This window comes from Cupriavidus sp. CP313, from assembly GCF_054072015.1.
This window is the reverse complement of record NZ_JBSVZB010000003.1, coordinates 143,347-159,718: the sequence shown is the minus strand read 5'-3', so window position 1 is coordinate 159,718 and position 16,372 is coordinate 143,347. Positions and strand designations below refer to the sequence as shown.

19 protein-coding genes are annotated in these 16,372 nt (G+C 66.3%); 18 read left to right on the top strand and 1 reads right to left on the bottom strand.

The window, feature by feature from the left end; genetic code table 11:
* Position 1: 1 nt before the first annotated feature.
* Genes ACW4E8_RS05220 through ACW4E8_RS05210 form a run of 3 tightly spaced genes read left to right on the top strand, consistent with a single transcriptional unit; the run spans position 2 to position 3,542 of the window.
* A complete protein-coding gene (locus ACW4E8_RS05220; protein WP_456803540.1) occupies positions 2-1,456 on the top strand; it encodes a hydrogenase 4 subunit F in 1,455 nt (484 codons plus the stop codon).
* Positions 1,457-1,460: 4 nt separating this feature from the next.
* A complete protein-coding gene (locus tag ACW4E8_RS05215; protein WP_456803539.1) occupies positions 1,461-3,011 on the top strand; it encodes a hydrogenase large subunit in 1,551 nt (516 codons plus the stop codon).
* A 6-nt stretch (positions 3,012-3,017) separates the two neighbouring features.
* Positions 3,018-3,542 (top strand): NADH-quinone oxidoreductase subunit B family protein, encoded by a 525-nt coding sequence (locus ACW4E8_RS05210; protein WP_456803538.1) that lies wholly within the window; start codon positions 3,018-3,020, stop codon positions 3,540-3,542.
* An 89-nt stretch (positions 3,543-3,631) separates the two neighbouring features.
* On the opposite strand, the gene ACW4E8_RS05205 is transcribed toward ACW4E8_RS05210, so the two are convergent.
* On the bottom strand, positions 3,632-3,835 hold the full coding sequence (locus ACW4E8_RS05205; protein WP_456803537.1) for a ribbon-helix-helix protein, CopG family: 204 nt from the start codon (positions 3,833-3,835) through the stop codon (positions 3,632-3,634).
* Positions 3,836-4,028: 193 nt separating this feature from the next.
* Here ACW4E8_RS05205 and ACW4E8_RS05200 point away from each other — a divergent pair, with 193 nt between their 5' ends.
* The 15 genes from ACW4E8_RS05200 to ACW4E8_RS05130 all read left to right on the top strand — a co-directional run bounded on the left by ACW4E8_RS05200 (position 4,029) and on the right by ACW4E8_RS05130 (position 16,362).
* On the top strand, positions 4,029-4,301 hold the full coding sequence (locus ACW4E8_RS05200) for an HPr family phosphocarrier protein (RefSeq protein ID WP_456803536.1): 273 nt from the start codon (positions 4,029-4,031) through the stop codon (positions 4,299-4,301).
* Positions 4,302-4,315: 14 nt separating this feature from the next.
* Positions 4,316-5,146 (top strand): fused MFS/spermidine synthase, encoded by an 831-nt coding sequence (locus ACW4E8_RS05195; protein ID WP_456803779.1) that lies wholly within the window; start codon positions 4,316-4,318, stop codon positions 5,144-5,146.
* 42 nt (positions 5,147-5,188) lie between these two features.
* Positions 5,189-6,340 (top strand): DUF1275 domain-containing transporter, encoded by a 1,152-nt coding sequence (locus ACW4E8_RS05190; protein ID WP_456803535.1) that lies wholly within the window; start codon positions 5,189-5,191, stop codon positions 6,338-6,340.
* A gap of 26 nt (positions 6,341-6,366) precedes the next feature.
* On the top strand, positions 6,367-6,537 hold the full coding sequence (locus ACW4E8_RS05185) for a hypothetical protein (protein ID WP_456803534.1): 171 nt from the start codon (positions 6,367-6,369) through the stop codon (positions 6,535-6,537).
* A 19-nt stretch (positions 6,538-6,556) separates the two neighbouring features.
* Positions 6,557-6,904 carry a YkgJ family cysteine cluster protein gene (locus ACW4E8_RS05180; protein ID WP_456803533.1) on the top strand — a complete coding sequence of 116 codons (348 nt, stop codon included), beginning with the start codon at positions 6,557-6,559 and terminating at the stop codon, positions 6,902-6,904.
* A 443-nt stretch (positions 6,905-7,347) separates the two neighbouring features.
* Positions 7,348-8,109: a GntR family transcriptional regulator gene (locus tag ACW4E8_RS05175; RefSeq protein WP_456803532.1), complete on the top strand. Its 762-nt coding sequence runs from the start codon at positions 7,348-7,350 to the stop codon at positions 8,107-8,109.
* A gap of 25 nt (positions 8,110-8,134) precedes the next feature.
* Positions 8,135-9,352: an ABC transporter substrate-binding protein gene (locus ACW4E8_RS05170; RefSeq protein WP_456803531.1), complete on the top strand. Its 1,218-nt coding sequence runs from the start codon at positions 8,135-8,137 to the stop codon at positions 9,350-9,352.
* A gap of 107 nt (positions 9,353-9,459) precedes the next feature.
* Entirely contained in the window at positions 9,460-10,332 is an 873-nt protein-coding gene (locus ACW4E8_RS05165; RefSeq protein WP_456803530.1) for a branched-chain amino acid ABC transporter permease, read from the top strand.
* Between the two features lie 15 nt (positions 10,333-10,347).
* Positions 10,348-11,313: a branched-chain amino acid ABC transporter permease gene (locus tag ACW4E8_RS05160; RefSeq protein WP_456803529.1), complete on the top strand. Its 966-nt coding sequence runs from the start codon at positions 10,348-10,350 to the stop codon at positions 11,311-11,313.
* A 10-nt stretch (positions 11,314-11,323) separates the two neighbouring features.
* Complete coding sequence (locus ACW4E8_RS05155; RefSeq protein WP_456803528.1) at positions 11,324-12,088, top strand: ABC transporter ATP-binding protein; 765 nt, start codon at positions 11,324-11,326, stop codon at positions 12,086-12,088.
* Complete coding sequence (locus ACW4E8_RS05150; RefSeq protein WP_456803527.1) at positions 12,081-12,794, top strand: ABC transporter ATP-binding protein; 714 nt, start codon at positions 12,081-12,083, stop codon at positions 12,792-12,794. Before ACW4E8_RS05155 ends, ACW4E8_RS05150 begins: the two co-directional genes overlap by 8 nt.
* Positions 12,795-12,841: 47 nt before the next feature.
* The gene (locus tag ACW4E8_RS05145; protein ID WP_456803526.1) at positions 12,842-13,534 is read left to right on the top strand and encodes an isochorismatase family protein; all 693 of its coding nucleotides are present in this window, start codon (positions 12,842-12,844) and stop codon (positions 13,532-13,534) included.
* Between the two features lies 1 nt (position 13,535).
* The gene (locus ACW4E8_RS05140) at positions 13,536-14,462 is read left to right on the top strand and encodes a polysaccharide deacetylase family protein (RefSeq protein ID WP_456803525.1); all 927 of its coding nucleotides are present in this window, start codon (positions 13,536-13,538) and stop codon (positions 14,460-14,462) included.
* Positions 14,462-15,406, top strand: a complete 945-nt coding sequence (locus tag ACW4E8_RS05135) for a polysaccharide deacetylase family protein (RefSeq protein WP_456803524.1) — start codon at positions 14,462-14,464, stop codon at positions 15,404-15,406. Before ACW4E8_RS05140 ends, ACW4E8_RS05135 begins: the two co-directional genes overlap by 1 nt.
* Entirely contained in the window at positions 15,403-16,362 is a 960-nt protein-coding gene (locus tag ACW4E8_RS05130) for a hydroxymethylglutaryl-CoA lyase (protein ID WP_456803523.1), read from the top strand. Before ACW4E8_RS05135 ends, ACW4E8_RS05130 begins: the two co-directional genes overlap by 4 nt.
* The last annotated feature ends 10 nt before the right edge of the window (positions 16,363-16,372 follow it).

Genomic DNA, 16,372 nt, shown 5'->3' with positions numbered 1-16,372 from the left:
ATTGACCGCGCTGGCCTTTCTGCTCGCAATTCCGCTCGCCGGCGGGCTGGTGCTGGCGCTGACGGGACATCGCGAGCGCGCACGCGACATCAATGTCGCCTTCAGCCTGGGCACATTCCTCGCCGCCTGCGTGCTGACGGCGCAGATCGTCGCCGATGGTCCCATGCTGGCATGGGACCGGGAGTTCTACATCGATGCCCTGAACGTCTTTCTGGTTGCGCTGACCGCGTTCGTGGGCCTGACCACTTCGATCTTCTCGCGGCCGTACATGCGGGTGGAGCACGACCACGGCAAGATGACGCCGCCGCGGCTGCGCCTGTACCACAGCATGTACCAGCTCTTCACCTTCACCATGCTGCTGGCGCTGACGACCAACAATATGGGCATCGTCTGGGTTGCGATGGAGGCCGCCACACTGACCACGGTGCTGCTGGTCAGCGTCTACCGCACCGCCGCCAGCCTCGAGGCGGCATGGAAGTACTTCATCCTGTGCGGGGTGGGGATTGCCCAGGCGCTGTTCGGCACGGTGCTGTTGTACATGGCCGCCGAGCAGGTCATCGGCCCGGAGGGCGGGGCGCTGCTGTGGACCAACCTGGATGCGGTCAAGGGTCAGCTCGATCCCAACATCATCACGCTGGCGTTTGCCTTCCTGTTTATCGGCTATGGCACCAAGGTCGGCCTGGTCCCGCTGCACAACTGGCTGCCCGACGCCCACGCCGAAGGGCCAACCCCGGTATCCGCCGTGCTCTCCGGCCTGCTGCTCAATGTGGCGCTCTATGCCGTGCTGCGCTGCAAGGTGCTGACCGATGCGGCGCTGGGCAACCATCTGACCGGCCGCCTGATGATGGGGTTCGGCCTGCTATCGGTGGTCGCGGCGGTCTTCTTCCTGATCCGGCAGCGCGACATCAAGCGCATGTTCGCGTATTCATCCATCGAGCACATGGGCATGATGACCTTCGCCTTCGGCATGGGCGGCCCGATCGCCAGCTATGCCGGCCTACTGCACATGACGGTGCATTCGCTGGTCAAGTCAGCGATCTTCTTCGCCGTCGGCCACGCCGCACAGAAGGCGGGCACGCAAGTGATGGACGACATCCGCGGGCTGATCCGTGTCAGTCCCACGGTCGGCTGGGGCCTGATGGTAGGGGTGCTCGCCATCCTGGGCATGCCGCCGTTCGGGGTCTTTGCCAGCGAGTTCCTGATCGTCACCACCGCCATGCGCGAACAGCCGTGGGCCACGCCCTTCCTGCTGCTGGCACTCGGGTTGGCGTTCGCCGCGGTGTTCAGCCGGGTGCAACCGATGGTCTTCGGCGATACCACGCTCAAGCCGCTGGCGCATCCGCCAGCGCTGGTCCCGGTGTTCACGCACCTCGCATTGGGGCTGATGCTGGGCCTTTATATTCCGCCCTATCTCGACACCTGGTACCGGCAGGCAGCCGCAATGCTTGGGAGCTGAACCGATGGCACCGTCCGATCTCAGGCTCGACCTGGTGCGGCTGTCCGGGCCGCTACCCGTCTGGCATGGCCAGGTCGGGCTGGACGACTGGTCCGCCATGGCCCATGAGGTGGCAGATGCGGACGGGCGCCTGGTTGCGCTGTGGGGCGTCGACCGGCGTGCCAGCGGCGGTACGTTGACGGCATGCGTGACGTACGCCACGCCGCGGGGACTGATATGGCTCGAACTGCGGCTGGATGGTGTCGCGCCCGCCGTGCCGGACCTGGTCGGCGGTTTCCCATGCGCGGGCCGGATGCAGCGTGCCATGACCGACCTGGTGGGTATCGCCGTGCAGGGCAGCCGCGATGCCCGGCCCTGGCTGGACCACGGCCTGTGGCCGGCAGGGGCGCGGCCGCTGCAAGGCGGCGCGCAGGCGGAAGCTGCGACGGCCGGCAAACTGCCCGCCGACTATCCTTTCGTGCGCGTGGAGGGCGACGGGGTGCATGAGATAGCGGTCGGCCCGGTGCATGCCGGCATCATCGAACCCGGCCACTTCCGCTTTTCCGTGGTCGGCGAGAAGGTGCTGCGGCTGGAAGAACACCTGGGCTACACCCACAAGGGCATCGAGCGGCGTTTCACCGAACTGGCGCCGCCCGAGGGCTACCGGCTGGCCGGCCGGGTCTCGGGCGACTCCACCGTGGCGTATGCCTGGGCCTATTGCATGGCGCTGGAGTCCGCCTGGCGCTGCGTGCCTCCACCGCGGGCGGACTGGCTGCGCGCCCTGATGCTCGAGCGTGAGCGGGTGGCCAATCACCTGGGTGACCTGGGTGCGCTGGGCAACGACGCGGGGCTTGCCTTCGGCCTGGCGCAATTCTCGCGCCTGCGCGAAGACTGGCAGCGGCTGTCCGCAGAGGCTTTCGGCCACCGGCTGATGATGGACGCCGTGGTACCGGGCGGCGTTGCGCAAGACCTGGCGCCAGCCATGCTTGAGCGCCTGCGGCAGCAGTGCGGCGACGTCGAGCGGGAAGTACGCGTGCTGCGTGCGGTGTACGACGAACATGCGGGCCTGCAGGACCGCTTTCTTGGCGCCGGCTGCGTCACGCCACAGCTTGCCGCTCGGCTTGGGCTTACCGGTGTGGCCGGACGTGCCAGCGGGCGCGCCGCGGACCTGCGCTGCGACCATGCCTGGCCGCCCTACGATAGCCTCGCCGTGAAGATGGCCACGCACCGCGGCGGCGATGTCGCCGCCCGCGTGGCGGTGCGATTCGATGAGCTGCTGGAGTCGCTGCGACTGATCCGTGCCATCGGTGCAGGCCTGCCGCAGGGCGCCACGCGAATCGTGCCGCAAGCGCCCGCTGGGGCCGCCATCGGCGTGGGATGGGTGGAGGGCTGGCGAGGCGAAGTCCTCGTTGCGCTCGAACTTGCCGATGACAGCCGCATTCTCCGCTGCCATTGCCACGACCCGTCGTGGCAGAACTGGCCAGTGCTGGAGCATGCCATCATCGGCAACATCGTGCCGGACTTCCCGCTGATCAACAAATCCTTCAACCTCAGCTATTCAGGGCACGACCTTTAGACCCTTATGTGGCAAATCCTCAGGCAGATCGCCCGTACCGGCATCGTTACCGAGCCTGCTCCGCCCGGCGCGGAGGGCGAAGCCGCCACCATCCGGCGCATCCACCGGGAGCTGCTCGACATTCTCGGCCAGGCGCTGACGATCCGGCAGGTCGACGCCGGCTCATGCAATGGCTGCGAGCTGGAGATCCACGCACTCGGCAATCCCTACTACAACATCGAAGGCCTGGGCATCAAGTTCGTCGCCAGCCCGCGCCATGCCGACATGCTGCTGGTGACCGGACCCGTTTCGCGTCATATGGAAGAGGCCCTGCGGCGCACCTACGCGGCAACCCCGGAGCCGAAACTGGTGGTGGCGGTAGGCGATTGCGGCTGTACCGGGGGAATCTTCGGGGAGAGCTATGCGAGCTGCGGCCGTGTCGCCAACGTGATCCCGGTCGACGTAGCCGTGCCGGGCTGTCCGCCGCCGCCAGCAGAGATCCTGCGCGGCATACTAAGCGCCGTTCGGCAGACCGGTGCCACACGGCGCTAGCGATCCGGCGCCGGCATTAGCGGTGCGCACCTGAGCGTGGGCACTTGAGCGTGGGCACTTGAGCGTGGGCACCTGCCGGACCCTAGGCATCACCCGCGTTCCTTCGCCACGGACCTGAGCGCTCCAAGCGTCGGCCGGGTGGCGTAGTCCACCTCGTACTGCTGCAAATAGTCGCGAATCATCTGGCGAACAACCTGGGATGGTGTCTGGTCCTGGGCGGCACAGAGCGCCTCAAAGGCCTTTTTCTTCTCCGGATCGATCAATACGGTCAGGCGGGCGGTCTTGGATTCCATGCGTCTAACAATGTCATCGTATAATAATGGCATTATCATTATATACATCTCCAGGATGCGCCGGCATGGCCTCCGGCACGGCAGTGTGGTGGCGCCGGAAGATCTGGCATGGCAAGGATCGTGCCTGCCGGGAGGGCGCGCGGGGCGTCGCACAAACGAGTCTTGCGGGGCACCATTTTCTGATGAGGGCGCAGTGGTAGAAGTGACGATAGAGGTAACTGCCGGGAACGGATTTCAAGGCCGGAATTCCGCTCGGCTGGCTTTCATAGCCAATCAGTTTGAGTGCGAGATCCTGCTGGCCAGTGGCCCCTGGGTTGTAAACGCCAAGCATGTGATGGAGGTCATGCGGCTGTCCGCCCGAGTGGGAACGCACCTACGCATCCAGGCGGACGGAGCGGACGAGGCCGCCGCTGTCGTCACCATCGCGGCATTGCTGAGGGGAGAGACGCTCCCCAAGGCGCTTTGATGGAACCCCAGGCCATGCACGCCGACCGCACCTCGTTCGATGCCTATCTGAAGTTCCTTGCCGAGGCTAGCCACGACGGTACGCCCAAGGTGCTGGAAACCCAGCACGCCCTGTCCCTGCATTTCGACGCGCTCGCCACCCAGAGCTTCATGTCGCGCAAGGATCCCGACAAGCTCGTGCTGGGCTATACCCGGACGATGATGGGATTCCTGCTGTTGCACCCAGCCCCCGCCAGGATCTCGATGATCGGCCTGGGCGGCGGTTCGCTGGTCAAATACTGCTACCGGCATCTGCCCAACACCAGGATCGTGGCAATAGAAATCAATCCGGCGGTCATCGCCCTGCGCGAGCAGTTCCAGATCCCGCCGGATGACGAACGGCTCGAGGTGGTTTGCGCAGATGGCGCCGACTATGTCGCGAACCAGGATGCGCGGCCGGACGTCATCCTGGTGGACGGGTTCCTGGCCGATGGCATGCCGGTACAGCTTGGGACGGCGGACTTCTATGCCGCCTGTCATGCCCGCCTGGCCGATACCGGTGTGCTGGTCGCGAATTTTCTCGAAAGCGATCCCGATATCCCGCTTTACCTGGAAGAAGCCAGCACCGTGTTCGGCCAGTCGATGTCGATTTCCCTTTCCGAAGACAGTTGCAACTACACGCTGTTTGCCTGGAAAGGGGCGCACAAGCTGCCCTCACTGGACGCGCTGCTGGCGCGGGCGCGCATCCTGGAAACCGCGCACTCGCTAAGCCTGACCACCGCCGCTCGCCGCCTGAAACGCGGCGAGCGGCTGGCGTCGGATCGTGGGGCCTGGCCGAAGCTGGCAAGGCCGCACGTCCGGTATTGACCAGCCCCTTCCCAGCGCGCAGGACTCCTTACCAATGCAACCATGCCAATCCTGTACTTGCGCAAGCTGACTGGGAAGGAGCGCAGCCCCGGCAGCAACCGGCAACTGGCCTGCTACCTGACGTTCGTTGCCGGCGCGACCAACGCAGGCGGCTTCCTGGCCGTGCAGCAGTACACCTCGCACATGTCGGGCGTCGTGTCCGCCATGGCCGACAACCTGGCGCTTGGCAGTTTCTGGCTGATGCTGGACGGCCTTGGCGCCTTGCTGTCGTTTCTGGCGGGCGCCGCCTGCTCGGCGGTGCTGATCAACTGGGCCCGGCGCGAGCGCCTGCACAGCGAATACGCATTGCCGCTCATGCTTGAAGCCTTGCTGTTGGTGTGTTTTGGCCTGCTCGGCAGCAATCTCGGGCACCATGAATGGTTGTTCGTGCCGGCAACGGTGATGGTGCTCTGTTTCATCATGGGCTTGCAAAATGCCATGGTCACCAAGCTGTCGAACGCCGAGATCCGCACCACGCACGTGACCGGCATGGTCACCGACATCGGCATCGAACTGGGCAAGCTGTTCTATTGCAACCTGTCCAGGGCTGATTCGGGCAAGCCACTGGTGCTCGCCAACCGGCACAAGCTATGGGTACTCATCACGCTGGTCGCGCTGTTCTTTGCCGGCGGCGTGGTTGGCGCCCTGGGGTTCAAGCACGTCGGGTTCAGCGCCACGCTCGCGCTGGCAACGCTGCTGCTTGCGCTTGCCGCAGTCCCGGTGCTGGACGATGTGCGGCTGCATTTGTGGCGTCGGGACCTGCTGGCCCATTTGACCGCACGTTCGCGGCGTTGGGCTCACGCAGTCAAGGAAGATGTGCATGCGGTGTGGCTGGCCGCGCAAGATCCCCGCACGCCATGGCATGCAAGGGCGCTGGCCTTGCTGGTCGCCGCCTATGCCTTGTCGCCCATTGACCTGGTTCCCGATTTCATTCCGGTGCTCGGCTATCTGGACGATGTGGTGGTGGTGCCTCTGGGCCTGTTGCTGGCCATACGGTGGATTCCGGTTGAGGTAATGCGCCAGCATCGCGCGGCGGCCGAAGCGGCCGCCAGCCGCCCCGTCAGCCATGTTGCGGCGCTGGTGGTCGTGACGCTATGGGCTGTTGCCGCGGTGTCGGCATCGTTCTGGCTGGCGCGACATCTGCCCGGGCGTTGAAGAACCGGTTTCGTAGAGAGAAAAGCATGAGCGCCGAAGAACAGTACCATTGTGCCGTCGACCTGATCCACTTGCTCTACGCGGCGCTGGCCGGATTGATGACGCCTGGTGGCGGCGAGGGCGCCCGCGAACTGGCCGAGAGCGCCATGCAAGAGGCAGCGGCGTTCCTCGGACTGTCGCCGGGCAGCGGCAGCTGAACAAGATCGCGGCGCACCGATGAATAGTCAAAAGATCAGATTCTTCCGCTCACGAATTCCCACATTCGAGTGCACCCCTGGATGTCATGACTGTTGCGGGCCGGTAACGACCTCCACGGAAGAGATGTCGCGGCTTCCCGTCAAGAGCGATGCCGAGCACGAGACAGCGCTGGCAAACCTGAGTTGCCCCCATCTCGATGCGAAGGGATGCAGCGTGTATCTGGAGCGCCCGTTGATTTGCCGCTTGTTTGGGACGACCCCAAGGCTTGCCTGCCCGAACGGAAACCGGCCGGACGAAATGATCGATCCGGACCTCGACGAACAGATCCAGCGCTTCTTCCTGGAAACACGTCATGTGCTGGTCTGACACAAGCGGCCACCAGTCGCAGCAAACCATTTTCCGGGTGCGCTACTAGGCGCGGCCCAGGCTGGGGTCGCGGCCGCGTCGACGCCGCCGCCCTCGGCCAGTTCGTGATCGCAGGCCGCCGCCTGCGACTCGCGCGAGATGCCCGATAACGTCTGAAGCATTTACTGAATATCGGAACCCCACGTTATCTATTAAGGGCTCCCCTGTCCATGGCAGCCACTGCACTGGGGAAAGTCTCTAGCCCTGTCCCATTTATTGTCCTATTGAAGTAACAATAATACTGATATATCTTTCCGTCCATGTTTCGAAGTCGTGACTGCCTTGATTTCATTGGGCTGGCAGGGAATTTGAGATGTCGGGAAACCGGCGCTCTCAACTTTTGAATTTAACTTCAGTGGACTGAAAAATAGCTGCCGCCATTTATGGGAAACCCAAATTCACCGATGCCGCGTTATCACCGCATTTACCTGGTGCTGCGGCAGAAAATCCTCAGCGCGATTTATGACGAAGGCGGACTTCCGTCCGAGTTCCAGCTGATGGAGCAGTACCGGGTGGCGCGCGTGACCGTGCGGCGGGCGCTGTCCGAGCTGCACAAGGAAGGGCTGATTTACCGGCGGCCGGGGCAGGGGACCTTCGTCAATGTCGAGCAGGTCCGGCTGAACGCGCCGCCGGCGCGGATGTACGGCCTGCTGGACAACCTGCTGGAAGTCGTCGCGGGCACCTCGGTGCGTGTGGTCGATTTCGGCGTGCGCACGTGCCCGGCGCATGTCAGGGCGGCGTTGCGCCTGGCGGAGCAGGACGAAGCCCTGCACGTGACCCGCGTGCGCCTGCACCGGGACGAACCGGTCTCGCTGATCACGACATGGTCGCCGCCGCACGTGGCGCTGTTGCTGACGCCCGGCGCGCTGCAGCAGCAGCCCATGCTGGCGCTGCTGGAAAACGGCGGGGTTCGCATCGGCCACGCCGACCAGACGCTGTCCTGCTGCCTGGCCGACGTGCAGGCCGCGGCGCTGCTGGACGAACCGGTGGGCGCGGCGCTGCTGTCGGTGGTGCGCGTGGTGCGCGATGTCGACGGCAACCCGGTCCAGTGGCTCAGCGGCCTGTATCGCCCGCAATGCTATGACTACCGCATGGCGCTGACGCGCGCCGGCGAAGACAAGGCGCGCATCTGGCTTGCGCGCGACCTATCCACCGCGACGCGGTGATCCAAGAAAACGGGAGGAGACAGAAATGACCAAGACCTATCCGGCAAGACGCCGATTCCTGGGCCAGGCTGCGCTGCTTGGCGCCGGTGCCGTGGCGCCGCAGATCGGACGGGCCCAGCCCAAGCCGGTGCGCATTGGCGTGCTGCATCCGGTCACCGGAGCGCTGGCATTCTGCGGCACCCAATGCCGTGCCGGCGCGCTGCTGGCGATCGCCGACATCAACGCCGCCGGCGGCATCAAGTCGCTGGGCGGCGCCAGCCTGGAAGCGGTGCTGGGCGATGCCCAGTCGCAGCCGGAGATCGGCGCGGCCGAAGTCGAGAAGATGAACGAGGCCGGCGTCAGCGCCGTGGTCGGCGCCTATGCCAGCGCGATCTGCCTGGCCACCACGCAGGCGGCGGCGCGGCATGGCCTGGCGCATGTGGTCGACGTGGGCGTGGCCGATGCGATCGTCGAGCGCGGCCTGACCAACACGTTCCGCTTCGGCCCCGGCTACAAGGTCGCCACCGAAACCGCGATGAGCAACCTGCGCACGCTCAACCAGCTCAGCGGCAACCGCGCGCGCACCGCGATGATCATCCACGAGGAATCGCTGTTCGGCAGCGGCACGGCAAAGCTGCTGAGCCAGCGCCTGCCGGAGTTCGGTTTCGAGGTGAAGGAGGTGGTCAAGCACGCCAACCCGACGCGCGACTTCAGCAATATCGTGCTGCGGATGAAGGCGGCCAACCCGGACATCGTGATCGCGGCCAACTACTACAACGAGTACGCCTTGCTGATGCGGACCATGCAGCAGCAAAAGTTCCGTCCCAAGGCGGTCTACTCGGTGCTGGGTGGCGCGGCGTCGAGCTTCAAGTTCATCAAGGAGTTCCCGGCGGCGGCGCAGCATGTGCTGGACTGCAACCACTGGTACAACCCCAAGGATCCCCGCGCCCTGGCGCTGCGCAAGCGCGTGGAGGCCAGCGGCCTGTTCTTTACCTACGAGGTCTTCTGCACCTATGCGGCCACCATGCTGCTGGCCGACAGCCTGGAGCGCGCCAGGTCCGCGCAGCGCGAGCGCGTGATCGAAGCGCTCGCCAGCAGCAATTTCAGCAGCCACTTCATGCCGTACGGGCCGACGCGCTTCGTCAACGGCCAGAACACCGGCGCGCAGCCGCTGCTGACGCAGGTGGTGGATGGCGACATCAAGGTGGTCTTCCCCAACGCCTACCGGCAGGTCGACGCGGTGTTCCCGCTGCCGGCCAGCTAAGCGCTTCACGCCGGCCGAGCGCCGGTACGCCGTTTATCCCAAGTCGCCACGGTCGGGGAGCCCGCTTCCCGCCCGCTGGATTCCTGTTGCCGCGAGGAACGCATTACATGTTTGATATCCCGATACTCTGGGCCTCCTGGCTCAACGGCCTGACCACCGGGGCGATCTATGCCCTGGTCGCGCTGGGCCTGACGCTGATCTACGGCGTGCTCCATATCGTCAACTTCGCCCACGGCGCCGCGCTGATGGCGGCGCTGTATGGCGTCTATTTCCTCGTTACCCGGCTCCATGTCGATCCCTACGCGGCGCTGCTGGTGATGGTGCCGGCCATGTTCGCCGCGGGCTACCTGCTGCAGCGCCACCTGATCGCGCGGGCCGGTCGCGGCAACGACCAGAACGTGCTGCTGGTCACGCTGGGCATCTCGATCGTGCTGGAGAACCTGGCGCTGTACCTGTTCCGCTCCGACACCTACACCATCGACACGCCTTATGCGCTGTCCACCGTCGAGCTGCTGGGCGCATCGATTGCGATGCCGAAGGTGATCGCCTTCGCCGGCGCGCTGGTGACCTGCGGCCTGCTGATGCTGATGATCCGGCGCACCACGCTGGGCCGCGCCATCCGCGCGGTGGCCAAGGAAAAGCAGGGCGCGCGCGTGGTCGGCATCGATGTCGAGCGCGTCTATGCGCTCAGTTTCGGCATCGGCCTGGCCTGCCTGGGCGCGGCCGCCTGCTTCCTGCTGCCGGCCTATTACGTCAATCCGCGCGTCGGCGACGGCTTCGTGCTGATCGCCTTCACCGTGGTCGTGCTGGGCGGCATGGGCAGCTTCGCCGGGGCGCTGTGGGGCGGCCTGCTGATCGGCGTGGTCGAGTCGCTGGGCGGCCTGTGGCTGGGCGACAGCCTGGGCCAGGTCGGCATTTTCCTGATCTTCATCCTGGTGCTGCTGTTCCGTCCGCAGGGCCTGTTCGGCGCGAAGGCGTGACACGAGGAGCCTGACATGAATCGAATTTCTTCTCTTCCTACGCTCGGCTGGATCGCCATCGTGCTGGCCGGCTTTGCCTCGGCGCCGCTGTGGCTGTCCTCGGGCTTCGCGCGGAACCTGCTGGTGATGGTGCTGCTGATGACGCTGATGGCGCAGTCGTGGAACATCCTCGGCGGCTTTGGCGGGCAGTTTTCGTTCGGCCACGCGGCCTTCTTCGGCACCGGCGCCTATGCCATGGCGATCTTCCAGGTCACGTTCGGCCTGAACGCGTGGCTGGCGCTGGTGCTGGCGATCGGCGTCGGCGCGCTCGCCGGGGTTGGCGTGGGCGTGCTGTCGTTCCGCTACGGGCTCAAGGGTTCGTACTTCTCGCTGGCGACGCTGGCGGTGGCCGAGGTGCTGCGCATCGTGGCCAATGCGGTTGGTTTTACCGGTGCCGGCGCAGGCATGCAGTTGCCATTGCAGCCCGGTGCCTTGCATCTCCAGTTTGCCGGCAAGGCTGGCTATCTCTATTTCATCCTGACGTTTGTCGCCGCGGGCCTTCTCCTCTCGTGGTGGCTGCGCAGGTCGCGCTTCGGTGCCTGTCTGATGGCGGTGCGGGACAGTGAAGACGCGGCGAAGGCGCTCGGCATCGACGTGCTGCGCGTCAAGCTGGTAGCCATTGCCATGTCCGCGGCGCTGATGGCGGCGGCCGGCGTTTTTTATACGCAGTACCTGCAATACCTCGATCCGCATATCGCCTACGGTCCGGCCTTTTCGGTGGCCGCGCTGGTGGGGGCGGTGATCGGCGGCACGGCCACGGTGTTCGGCCCGCTGCTCGGCGCGGTGGCGCTGCAGCTGCTCAACGAGCTGACGCGCAATGCGCTGGGCGATGTGCCGGGCGTGAGCCTGGTGATCTACGGCGCGCTGCTGGTCCTGATGGTGATGTTCCTGCCGCAGGGCCTGGCCGGGGCGGCCGGATCGGTGCGCAAGGCGAGGGCATAAAGCAACGGAAATGACGATGCAGACCATACTTTCGACCCAAGGACTGTCGATCCGCTTCGGCGGCCTGGCGGCGGTGCAGGACGTGAACCTGTCCATCGCGCGCGGCCGCATCACCGGGCTGATCGGTCCCAACGGCGCTGGCAAGTCGACCTTGTTCGGCATGCTGTCCGGCTTCCTCACGCCCTCGCAGGGCACAGTGGAGCTGGAAGGCCGAACCCTCAACGGGCTCGCGCCCCATGCCATCTGCCGTCTCGGGCTGGCGCGCACCTTCCAGATCGTGCAGCCCTTTGCCGGGCAGACCGTGCGCGAGAACATCGCGGTCGGCGCGCACCTGCATGTGCGCAGCCGCAATGCGGCGCTGGCACAGGCCGATGAAGTGGCCCGCCGCGTCGGGCTGGAAGACCAGCTGCACAAGAGCGCTTCGAGCCTGACCGTGGCCGGGCGCAAGCGCCTGGAGCTGGCGCGCGCACTGGCCACGCGGCCGCGCGTGTTGCTGCTGGACGAGGTGCTGGCCGGGCTCAACCCCGGCGAGATCGCCGCGATGATCCCGGTGGTGCGCGGCATCTGCGACGACGGCGTCACCGTCGTGATGATCGAGCACGTGATGCAGGCGGTGATGAACCTGGCGCAGGACGTATTCGTGCTGGCCGGCGGCCGGCTGATCGCGCAGGGTACGCCCGCGCAGGTGACGCGCGACCCGCAGGTGATCGAGGCCTACCTGGGCCACGGCATGGCGCAGCGCATCGGCGCGCAGCAGGAGACGGCCCATGCCTGAGACCCTGTTGTCCGTACAAGGGCTGCACAGCGGCTACGGCGCGGTGCAGGTGCTGCACGGCGTCAGCCTGGATGTGAATCGCGGCGAGATCGTGGCCCTGCTGGGCGCCAACGGCGCCGGAAAATCGACGCTGATCAACACGGCCTGCCGCCTGGTGTCCGGCACGTCCGGCACGGTCCGCTTCGACGGGCGGGACGTCAGCCGGGCCCGGCCGCAGGACATCGTCAGCGCCGGCCTGATCCAGGTGCCCGAAGGGCGCCGCATCTTCCCCAACCTGACCGTGCTGGAGAACCTGGAGCTCGGCGCCTGCCGCCGCGCCACGCGCCAGCTCAAGGCCAACCTGGAATGGGTGCTCGATACCTTCCCGCGCCTGCGCGAACGGCTGGGCCAGCGCGCCGGCACCATGTCCGGCGGCGAACAGCAGATGCTGGCCATCGGCCGCGGCCTGATGGGCGATCCGCGCCTGCTGATCCTGGACGAGCCCTCGCTCGGCCTGTCGCCGCTGATGGTCGAGGAGATGTTCGACCTGATCAGGCGCCTGCACAAGGAAGGGCTGTCGATCCTGCTGGTCGAGCAGAACGTGGCGCTGTCGCTGGAAATCGCCTCGCGGGCCTATGTGCTGGAAAACGGCGAGGTCAGGTTCTCTGGTACGCCCGAGACGCTGCTGGCAGCACCTGAACTGCGGGCCGCTTACCTGGGCGTGTGAGCGTACCGCATCGAGCAATCAGAGAAGCAAAGAACGGAGTCAAACCGATGGAATTGTCAGACAAGACCGCGCGCCAGATCTGGCAGGAGGTCAGGGCCAACCCCAGCCGGGCGCGCTTTGGCTTCGGCCGCAAGGCGGTGCTGGTCAATATCGACCTGCAGAACGCCTACACCTGCACCGACCGCTTCAAGACCGCGTACGAGACCGATCCCGCGCAGCTGGTGCATATCAACGGGCTGGCGCGGCGCTTCCGCGCGCTGGGCTGGCCGGTGGTGTGGACGCGGGTGGCGTATATGGCGTCCGGCGAGGACGCGGGCATCTGGGGCACCCGCACCGATACGCCGGATTCGCTGCAGAACATCAGGCATGGGTCGGAGCGCGCGCAGTTCGACAGCCGCGTCGATGTCGATCCGGTCCGCGACGTGGTCTATTGCAAGAAGATGCCGTCGGCGTTCTTCGAGACCCAGCTGCAGTCGTTGCTGGTGTGGCACCAGGTGGATACCGTGGTCATCACCGGCGGCTCCACCTCGGGCTGCGTGCGCGCCACGGCGGTGGATTCGCTGTCGCGCGGGTATCGCACCATCGTGCCGGAGCAGTGCGTGGCCGACAAGCACGAGAGCTACCACTTCGCCAACCTGACCGACCTGATGCTGAAGTATGCCGACGTGCTCAACGTGCTCGAGGTGCAGAACTGGCTCGAGGACAGGCAAGCCGCGCCGCGCATGGCCAAGGGGGGCTGACATGCGCGAAACCCCCGGTTACTACAACTACTGGCCCTACCAGGACCGCCCGAAGATCCGCTGGCCGGGCGGGGCACGGCTGGCTTTCTGGGTCGCGCCCAACATCGAGTTCTATGAACTCGACCCGCCAGGCAATCCGCACCGGCGCGCATGGCCCCATCCGTATCCCGCTGTGCCCGGCTACTCGATCCGCGACTACGGCAACCGCGTCGGCCATATGCGCCAGATGCGGCTGCTGGACAAGTACGGCATCCGCGGCTCGGTGTCGCTGTCGGCGGCGCTGTGCGTGCATCACCCCGAGATCGTGGCGATGTGCATGGAGCGCGAGTGGGAGTTCTTCTCGCACGGCATCTACAACACGCGCTATACCTATGGCATGTCCGAAGAGCAGGAGCGCGAGATGATCCGCGAGTCGATGCAGATCATCGCGGACTGCACCGGCAGCACGCCGGCCGGTTACCTGGCGCCAGCGCTGTCGCACAGCGAATCGACGCTCGACCTGTTCGCCGAACTGGGCGGCCTCTACACCTGCGACCTGTTCCATGACGACCAGCCCACGCCGGTGCGCGTGCGCGGCGGCCAGCGCTTTGTCTCGCTGCCGTATTCGCTGGAGATGAACGACACCATCGCCTATGTGGTGAACAAGGTCGAGCCGCGCCGCTACGGGCAGATGCTGAAGGACTGCTTCGATCGCCTCTACGCGGAAGGCGCGGAGTCCGGCACCGTGATGTGCATCCCGACCCATAACTACCAGGTCAGCTGCCCGCACCGGCTGCGCGCCTTCGAGGAAGCGCTGGAATACATCACCGGCCATGCCGATGTCTGGGTCACCACCGGCCGCGAGATCGCCGATTACTACCTCGAACATTGCTACGACACGGCGGCGGCCGCGATCGCCGCGGCCAACCCGGTGCGGAGGGCGCGCTGATGCCACTCGACCATCAAGCCCCGCAATACCCGCACCGCCGCGCCGGCATGGACCACGACCGCTATGACTGGTCGATGCTGGCAAGCCGCGCGCCGGTGCGCTGGCCGGGCGGCAAGACGCTGGCCCTGTGGGTCAACGTCAGCCTGCAGTTCTTCCCGCTGAACCCTACGGCCAGGCCGGTGGCGGTGCCGGGCAATATGACCATGCCGTATCCGGACCTGCGCCACTACACGCTGCGCGACTACGGCAACCGCGTCGGCATCCACCGGATGCTGCGCGCCTTCGACCGCTACGGCGTGCGCCCGACCTTTGCCATCAATTCGCGGCTGGCCGAGCTGTATCCGTCGCTGCTCGCCACCGTGACCGAGCGCGGCGACGAGATCATCGGCCATTCATGGAGCATGGACACCGCACACGCCGGCGGGCTGGATGAAACCGTCGAGGCAGAAGTCGTCCGGCGCTCGCTGGACCAACTGCGTACGCTCAGCGGGCGAGACATCCGCGGCTGGCTCAGCCCCGGCAAGCTGCAGAGCGCCAATACGCCGGAGCTGCTGCGCGCCAACGGCATCGGGTACATGTGCGACTGGGTCAACGACGACATGCCTTACCCCTTCCGCACGCGCCACGGCGAGCTGTGGGCGATGCCGCTGTCGACCGAGCTGGAGGACCGCTTCGTGCTGATGGAGAACCTGCACTCGGAAGCATCGTGGGCGCGGCAGGTGATGGACGCCTGCGACCTGCTGCTCGACGAAGCGCGCGAACAGGGCGGGCGCATCCTCGCGCTGTCCGTGCACCCCTGGGTGCTGGGGCAGCCGCACCGGATCCGCTACCTGGAAGCCGCGCTCGAATACGTGATGGCAAAACCCGAGGTGTGGAGCGCAGGTGCGGGCGAGATTCTCGCGGCGTTCGCGGCACAGGATCCCCAACAACAGGAAAACCCATGACAGCAAACATGCAGAACATCGACGTACTGGTTAGCGAAGTCGGCCCGCGCGACGGCCTGCAGATGACCCGGCGCGTGATGGCGACCGCGGCCAAGAAGGCCTGGATCAGCGCGGAAGCCGCCGCCGGCGTGCGCGAGATCGAGGTCGGCTCGTTCGTGCCGGCCACGGTGCTGCCGCAGATGGCGGACACGGCCGAGGTGGTGGCGCATGCGCTCGGCATCGGCGGGCTCACGGTGGCGGCGCTGGTGCCCAACTACGTGGGCGCCGAGCGCGCCATGGCCGCCGGCGTGCACAAGCTCACCATCCCGGTGTCGGTCAGCGAGACGCACAGCCTGCGCAACGTCAACCGCACCCATGAGCAGATGCTGCGCGAGGTCCGGCGCATTGCCGAACGCATCCGTGCCTTGCCGGCCCATGCGCGGCCGCGCTTCGAGGCGGGGCTGTCGACCGCGTTCGGCTGCACGCTGGAAGGCCCGGTCGCCGAGGCGCGCGTGGTCGGGCTGGCCGAAGCGCTGATGGAGGCGGGCTGCGACGAGGTCGGCCTGTCCGACACCACCGGCTACGGCAATCCGCGCCAGGTGCGCAGCCTGACGCTGGCGGTATGGCGCGCGATCGGCCCGGAGAACCTGAGCGGCATCCACCTGCACAACACGCGCGGGCAGGGGCTGGCCAATGTGCTGGCGGCGATCGACGTGGGCCTGACCACGGTCGATGCCTCGCTGGGCGGGCTAGGCGGCTGTCCGTTCGCACCCGGCGCGAGCGGCAATGTCGTGACGGAGGACCTGGTGTTCCTGCTCGAGTCGATGGGGCTGCGCACCGGCATCGAGCTGGAGGCGCTGTTCCGCGTGCGCGACATCGTCCGGGCCAACCTGCCGGACGAACCGCTTTACGGGCTCACGCCGGAGGCCGGCCTGCCCAAGGGCTTCGTGCCTGCCGCCATGGCGGCGTGCCAATGATCAGCAGGAG